The 347-nt window shown below is 61.7% G+C and carries 1 protein-coding gene; it reads right to left on the bottom strand.

Annotated features, from left to right (window positions below):
• Positions 1-285 (bottom strand): PRC-barrel domain-containing protein (locus EN852_RS36990; RefSeq protein ID WP_135879772.1); only part of this gene is annotated, 285 nt, incomplete at its 3' end.
• Between the last annotated feature and the right edge of the window lie 62 nt (positions 286-347).

The following is a 347-nucleotide window of genomic DNA, read 5'->3' on the forward strand; positions in this document are numbered from 1 at the left end:
TTTGCCGACACCCAGGAACCCGCCGACGCCGATGATGGCGGACTTGGCCTTGCCGCTGGAATCGAAGACGACATCGTCGACTTTGCCGATGTTCTGGGCGTCGTTTCCGGTGCCGTTATAGACCGACTCCCCGATGATATTGGTCATCAGCGCGCCTTCGGCGCGCGGGATAGGAGCCGCCGTTTCGGCAGCCGGCTGTGCCGGAGCGGGAGTAGTGTTTTGCGCGAAAGCGCCGGTTGCGAGCAGTGTTGCAAGCGCGGTTGTAGCGAAAAGGGTGCGGATCATGATGGTCTCTCCTCGTGCCTGATTTCGTGCATGCGACTTCCCCGGCTACCGATAAGCGGCAG

Origin of the sequence: Mesorhizobium sp. M2E.F.Ca.ET.209.01.1.1 (assembly GCF_004010375.2) — a bacterium.
In the GTDB taxonomy this organism is placed as follows: Bacteria; Pseudomonadota; Alphaproteobacteria; order Rhizobiales; family Rhizobiaceae; genus Mesorhizobium.